Raw genomic sequence first — 6367 nt, forward strand, 5'->3', positions numbered from 1 at the left:
GGTCGGTGCGCGGAGCGGTGGCCCCGGGCAGCCAGCCGGGCACGCTCGTGTGGTGTCTGTGGTCGAGAACGGTCATCTCGGGGCACCTCCAGGGGTGGCGGGGGCTCCCTACCGATTGTTCGGTCGTCTGTTCATCTTGACCAGAAGCGTGACAAGGTGGTGGACATTCGGCCTGTTCGGCGGTCGACTGGTGGCAGTGTGTCCAATCGGTGGGGGTGGGGGGTCATGTCTGCTGAACAGATGTCCAGACTCGATCAGGTCGACCGGTCGATCCTTCGGCTGCTGCAGCAGGACGGGCGCGCCTCCATCCGCTCGGTGGCCGAGCGGGTGCACGTGTCCCGGGCCAACGCGTACGCCCGGATCTCCAGAATGGTCGAGGACGGCATCATCCGCGGCTTCACTGCCAGGGTGGACCACGAACGGGCAGGTCAGACCGCGTCCGCGTACGTCACCCTGAAAATCGTCCAGAACTCCTGGCGGACGGTGCGCGAACGGCTGCTGGAGCTGCCCGGGGTGGCGCACATCGCGCTGGTCGGCGGGGACTTCGACGTCCTGCTGCTGGTGCACACCGCCGACAACCAGGCCCTGCGGGAGCTGGTGCTGGGCAGCATCCAGTCCATTCCCCAGGTGCTCGGCACCCGGACCATGCTGGTCTTCGAGGAGACCGACCAGGTGCCGCCGATCTGACCGGTCGGGCCGCCGATCCGACCGGCCGGCCCGCCGGTCCCACCGATCGGCCCACCTGTCGGCCCGCCGCGGCGGGCCGGGCCGGTCAGCACGCCCGCAGCCCGTCGAAGGCCAGGTGGACCACCGCGTCCGCGACCCCGTCGGCGGCCTTGAGCCCCGGCCGGTACCACTCCACGATCGAGTTGATCATCCCGAACAGCAGCCGGGTGGCCAGCCTGGGCTCCACGTCCGCGCGCAGCGCGCCGTCCGCGACCGCCGCCCGCAGCAGCTCGGCCACCTGGTGGTCGAAGTCCCGCCGGCGCTCCAGCGCCCACTGCTCGGTGGCCGTGTTGCCGCGCACCCGCAGCAGCAGCGTCACGTACGGCAGTTCCTCCAGCAGCACCTCGGCGGTGCGCCGCACCACGTGCTCCAGCCGCTCCACCGCCGGGCCCCGGACCGCGGCCGGCTCGACCAGGATCGCGAACAGCCCGTCCAGCGCCCGCCCGACCGCCAGCCGCAGCAGTTCCTCCTTGCCGCGCACGTGGTGGTAGATGGAGGACTTGGAGATCCCGGCCGCCCGGGACAGGTCCTCCATGGAGGTGCCGTCGTAGCCGCGCTCGTTGAACACGTCGACGGTCACCGCGAGCAGTGACTCCACGGTGTAGGCGGTGCGCGTGGTGTGATCGGCCATCCTCCGAGTATCCCCGGCCGCCCCCCGCGTTACGCGATCGGGTCCGACTGGTCCACACCAGCCCGGAAAGGCAGGCCCTAGAATCTCCGGACGATCCGTCCACGTCCAGAGCACTGGGGTCCACGGCTGATGAACGCAATACCGGCAGTCGCCTCCGACATGCCAGAGCAGCGCAGCGAGGAGCCGGCGGACACCGGGCGCACCTGGCAGGAACGCGGTCGCGACCTGGTGGTCCGCTACGGACCGGCCGTCTGGTGCTACGCGGTGCTGAAGCTGATCGGCTTCACCGTCTTCATGAAGCTGCTCTCCTTCGCCGGTGACTACGCCAAGAAGCCGGCCCGGTTCGGCGGCGGCGCCAACCCCTGGGACGTGCTGGCCACCTGGGACGGCTGGTGGTACCAGCAGGTGGCGCAGTTCGGCTACCACCCGGCGCTCGTCCCGATCCCCAACGGTCCGATCGGCTACACCATCGAGCAGAACTCGGCCGCCTTCTTCCCGCTCTACCCGGGCCTGATGCGGATGGTCTCGGAGGCCACCGGCCTCGGCCTGTACGGCGCCGGAATGCTCGTCTCGGTGGTGTCCTCGCTGTTCGCCGCGGCCGGCATCTACGCCGTCGTGGAGAAACTCACCTCGGACGCGCGCTCGGGCGTGATCGCGGCCGGCATCTGGGCGATCGTCCCGGGCTCGGGAGCCGAGTGGGCCGTCTACTCGGACTCGCTGTTCGTCGCGCTGGCCGCCTGGGCCTGCTACTGCGTGATGACCAAGCAGTGGATCGCGGCCGGGGTGATCACCCTGGTCGCCGGGCTCAACCGGCCCACCTCCGCGGCCCTGATCGGCGCCGTCGGCCTGGCCGCGATCGTCGAGCTGTACCGCCGGGAGAGCGGCGTCCTGCGCCCGCTGACCGCGATGGTGCTGGCCCCGGTCGGCCTGCTCGGCTACGTCGGCTGGGTGGGCTGGCGGACGGGCGAGTGGGGCGGCTACTTCCGGATCCAGCAGGACGCCTGGATGCACTACTTCGACTGGGGCCAGGGCACCTGGCACGCGATCCGCGGGGTGATGCTGGGCCGCAGCGACTACCCCTACGGCTTCCCGGTGCCGGACCTCCTCGCCACCCTGATCGTGTTCAGCCTGCCGGTGCTGATCGTGCTGCTGGTCCGGCTGCGCCCGCCGCTGGTGCTGACCGCCTACACGCTGGCCACGATCGTCTCGGTGCTCGGCAGCCTCGGCATCTTCGGCAACGTCTCGCGCTACCTGATGCCCGTGTTCCCGCTGTTCATCGCGCTGGCGGTGGCGATGCGCAAGCTGAGCCTGCCGGTGCTGGCCACCGTCCTGGGGACCGGGGCGGTCGCCTCCGGCTGGTACGCCGGGTACATCATCTTCGAGCTCGGCGTGCCGTAGACCCGGATCACCCGAGCCCACGGGGGCGCGTCCGCCATGGACGCGCCCCCTGTGCGTTCCCGCCGGATTCCCCCGCTGCACCCCCTTGAGCCGACCGATCGTTCGGTTACTCTGTGACGTGTCCCGTCCTGCTTTTCGAGGCCCTCCGAGGAGCGCACAGATGTCCGCAGCGGTCACCCACCCCCTCGTCAGCGAGCTGGTCGAGCGCCACCAGGCCACCCTGGACGCCGCGCTCACCGCCGCCACCGAGCGCGACTACTGGTCGCCCTACCCCGAGTTCCCGAAGGCCTACGGCGAGAGCGGCCCGGCGGACGGCAAGGCCGCCTTCGACGCCCTGCTCGGCAAGCCCTTCGCCCTCGACGGCCACCCCACCGACGGCGACCAGGTCGGCGGCGAGGCCTCCCCGTACGGCGTCGAGCTGGGCATCACCTACCCGCACGCCGCCCCGGACGCGCTGATCGCCGCGCTCACCGCCGCCCGCCCCGGCTGGGCCGCCGCGACCCCGCTGGAACGCGCCGCCGTCTGCCTGGAGATCCTGCACCGGATCAACGCCCGCTCCCACGAGTTCGCCCAGGCCGTCATGCACACCACCGGCCAGGCCTACGGCATGGCCTTCCAGGCCGGCGGCCCGCACGCCCAGGACCGCGGCCTGGAGGCCGTCGCCTACGCCTACGCCGAGCAGACCCGGCTGCCCCGGCAGGCCGCCTGGACCAAGCCGCAGGGCAAGCGCGACCCGCTGGTGATGACCAAGGAGTTCACCGTCGTCCCGCGCGGCCTCGCGCTGCTGATCGGCTGCAACACCTTCCCCACCTGGAACGGCTACCCGGGCCTGTTCGCCTCGCTGGCCACCGGCAACCCGGTGCTGGTCAAGCCGCACCCGCGGGCCGTGCTGCCGCTCGCGCTGACCGTGCGGATCGCCCGCGAGGTGCTCGCCGAGGCCGGCTTCGACGCCGATCTGGTCTGCCTGGCCGCCGAGCACGAGGGCGGCACCGTCGCCCAGGCGCTCGCCGTCCACCCGGCGATCAAGCTGATCGACTACACCGGCTCCACCGCCTTCGGCGACTGGCTGGAGGAGCACGCCAAGCAGGCGCAGGTGTACACCGAGAAGGCCGGCGTCAACGCGGTGGTGATCGACTCCACCGACGACTACAAGGGCATGCTGGGCAACCTGGCCTTCGCGCTCTCGCTCTACAGCGGCCAGATGTGCACCACCCCGCAGAACGTGCTGATCCCGCGCGGCGGCATCGCCACCGACCAGGGCGACAAGTCCTACGACCAGGTGGTCTCCGACCTGGCCGGCGCCATCGAGGGCCTGCTGTCCGACGACGCCCGCGCCGCGGCGATCCTCGGCGCCGTGGTCAACCCCGGGGTGCTCCAGCGCTCGGCCGCCGCGGCCGGCGGCGAGTACGGCGAACTCGCCCTCGCCCCGCGCGCGGTGACCTCGCCGGACTTCCCCGGCGCGACCGTCCGCACCCCCGCGCTGGTCAAGCTGGACGCCGACAAGCCGGACGACCGCGCGGTCTTCCGCAGCGAGTGCTTCGGCCCGGTCTCCTTCGCCGTCGCCGTCGAATCCACCGCCGCCGCCGTCGAGTTGCTGCGCACCACGGTCCGCGAGAAGGGCGCCATGACCGCCTCCGGCTACACCACCTCGCCCGCGGTGGAGGCGCTGCTGGTCGAGGCCGCGCTGGACTCCGGCGTCTCGCTCTCGCTCAACCTCACCGGCGGGGTCTACCCCAACCAGACCGCCGCCTTCTCCGACCTGCACGGCACCGGCGCCAACCCGGCCGCCAACGCGGCCTACTGCGACGGCGCGTTCGTCGCCAACCGGTTCCGCACGGTGGAGATCCGCCGGCACGCCTGAGCCGTTCGACGAGTACCCGGGTCCCGGCGGTCACCCACCGCCGGGACCCGGCGGTTCACAGCCCCGACGGCGCCCGCGATGATGGAGGCTGGGAGAACGCCGGGAACGGCGTCCGACCGCCCTCCGAGGAACGGGAGCTGAATACATGGCCGTGAAGCCGACGACCGAAACCGACGTCCTGATCGTCGGCGCCGGACCGACCGGACTGCTGCTGGCCGGCGACCTCGCCGCCGCCGGGGTCGGCGTCACGGTGCTGGAGAAGCGGGCCGCCGAGTCCAACCTCACCCGGGCCTTCGCCGTGCACGCCCGCAGCCTGGAGCTGCTGGACGCCCGGGGCCTGGCCGAGGAGCTGATCGCCACCGGCCGTCCGCTCGCCGAACTGAGGATGTTCGACCGCTTCGGCATCGACCTCGGCTCGCTGCCCACCCGCTTCCCGTTCGTCCTGATCACCCCGCAGTACCACGTCGAGCGGGTGCTGCTGGAGCGCGCGGAGCACGCCGGCGCGACCGTGCTGCGCGGCGCCGAGGTCACCGGGCTGCACCAGGACGCCGAGGGCGTGACGCTGGAGACCCGGGACGGGCACAGCCACCGCGCCGCGTACGCGGTCGCCACCGACGGCGCCCACTCCACCGTCCGCGACCTGCTGGGCATCCCGTTCCCCGGGGAGTCCGTGGTCGACTCGGTGGTGCTGGCCGACGTCCGGCTGGACCGCGAGCCCGCCCAGGCGATCACCGTCGGCGCCAACCAGGCCGGCTTCGCCTTCATCGCCCCGTTCGGCGACGGCTGGTTCCGGATCATCGCCTGGGACCGCGAGGAGCGGTACCCGGACGGCACCACCCCCACCACCGAGCAGCTCACCGACCTCACCCGGGCCATCCTCGGCGAGGACTACGGCCTGCACGAGGTGCGCTGGAGCTCCACCTTCCACAGCGACGAGCGACAGGCCCCCAACTACCGCTCCGGCCGGGTCTTCCTGGCCGGCGACGCCGCGCACTGCCACTCCCCGGCCGGCGGCCAGGGCATGAACACCGGCCTCCAGGACGCCGCCAACCTGTCCTGGAAGCTCGCCGCCGCGCTCCGGGGCCACGCCACCGACGCCCTGCTGGACACCTACCAGACCGAGCGGCACCCGGTCGGCCGGACGGTGCTGCGCACCTCCGGCGCGCTGATCCGGCTGGCGCTCGCCGAGTCCGCCCCCACCCGCGCCCTGCGCGGGGCGCTGACCGCGCTGGGCGGCCACCTCGACCCGGTCACCGAGCGCGGCGCCAGGCTGGTCTCCGGCATCGGCATCTCCTACCCCGCCCCCAAGGACGCCCACCCGCAGGTCGGCAAGCGCGTCCCGGACCTGCGGCTGACCGCCCTGAGCAAGCCCGTCGAGGGCGCTCCCGCCGCCCCGGAGCGGCTCTACGAGGCGCTGCGCGCCGGGAAGTTCGTCCTGGTCAGCAATGACGAGCTGGCCGCCGCCGAGCCCTGGACCGACCGCGTGGTCTGCGCCGCCCCCGCCGACCCGCACGGCAAGCTGCGCGACACCGTCCTGCTGATCCGCCCGGACGGCTACGTCGCCTGGGGCGCCGTCGACCCCGGCCAGGGCGAGCTCCGCGCCGCCCTCACCGACTGGCTGGGCACTCCGGCCTGACCGTCCTGCGGGCGGGGGGGGGGGGGGGGGGGCGGCCCCCCCCCCCCCCCCCCCCCCCCCCCCCCCCCCCCCCCCCCCCCCCCCCCCCCCCCGCCGCCCCACAGAGAGAAGGAGC

5 protein-coding genes are annotated in these 6367 nt (G+C 73.0%); 4 read left to right on the forward strand and 1 reads right to left on the reverse strand.

Annotated elements, in window-relative coordinates:
* Positions 1-240: 240 nt before the first annotated feature.
* Positions 241-687 (forward strand): Lrp/AsnC family transcriptional regulator, encoded by a 447-nt coding sequence (locus ACIQOV_RS21970; RefSeq protein WP_359905204.1) that lies wholly within the window; start codon positions 241-243, stop codon positions 685-687.
* Between the two features lie 85 nt (positions 688-772).
* On the opposite strand, the gene ACIQOV_RS21975 is transcribed toward ACIQOV_RS21970, so the two are convergent.
* Positions 773-1357, reverse strand: coding sequence for a TetR/AcrR family transcriptional regulator (locus tag ACIQOV_RS21975; protein WP_401050873.1), 585 nt, complete (start codon positions 1355-1357; stop codon positions 773-775).
* A gap of 159 nt (positions 1358-1516) precedes the next feature.
* Between ACIQOV_RS21975 and ACIQOV_RS21980 the strand changes: the two genes are divergently transcribed.
* From ACIQOV_RS21980 to ACIQOV_RS21990, 3 genes are all read left to right on the forward strand, one after another.
* On the forward strand, positions 1517-2755 hold the full coding sequence (locus ACIQOV_RS21980) for a hypothetical protein (RefSeq protein WP_401050875.1): 1239 nt from the start codon (positions 1517-1519) through the stop codon (positions 2753-2755).
* A gap of 160 nt (positions 2756-2915) precedes the next feature.
* Positions 2916-4616 (forward strand): phenylacetic acid degradation protein PaaN, encoded by a 1701-nt coding sequence (gene paaN / locus ACIQOV_RS21985; RefSeq protein ID WP_401050877.1) that lies wholly within the window; start codon positions 2916-2918, stop codon positions 4614-4616.
* 145 nt (positions 4617-4761) lie between these two features.
* A complete protein-coding gene (locus ACIQOV_RS21990; RefSeq protein WP_401050879.1) occupies positions 4762-6252 on the forward strand; it encodes an FAD-dependent monooxygenase in 1491 nt (496 codons plus the stop codon).
* Positions 6253-6367 lie beyond the last annotated feature (115 nt).

The sequence above is a fragment of the Kitasatospora sp. NPDC091257 genome, from assembly GCF_044757675.1.
Classification (GTDB): Bacteria; Actinomycetota; Actinomycetes; order Streptomycetales; family Streptomycetaceae; genus Kitasatospora; species Kitasatospora lactacystinica.

Coding starts and splice junctions, on each gene's coding strand:
- ACIQOV_RS21990 (WP_401050879.1), top strand. CDS start 4,762: ATGGCCGTGAAGCCGACGACCGAAACCGACGTCCTGATCGTCGGCGCC.
- ACIQOV_RS21980 (WP_401050875.1), top strand. CDS start 1,517: ATGCCAGAGCAGCGCAGCGAGGAGCCGGCGGACACCGGGCGCACCTGG.
- ACIQOV_RS21970 (WP_359905204.1), top strand. CDS start 241: ATGTCCAGACTCGATCAGGTCGACCGGTCGATCCTTCGGCTGCTGCAG.
- paaN (WP_401050877.1), top strand. CDS start 2,916: ATGTCCGCAGCGGTCACCCACCCCCTCGTCAGCGAGCTGGTCGAGCGC.
- ACIQOV_RS21975 (WP_401050873.1), bottom strand. CDS start 1,357: ATGGCCGATCACACCACGCGCACCGCCTACACCGTGGAGTCACTGCTC.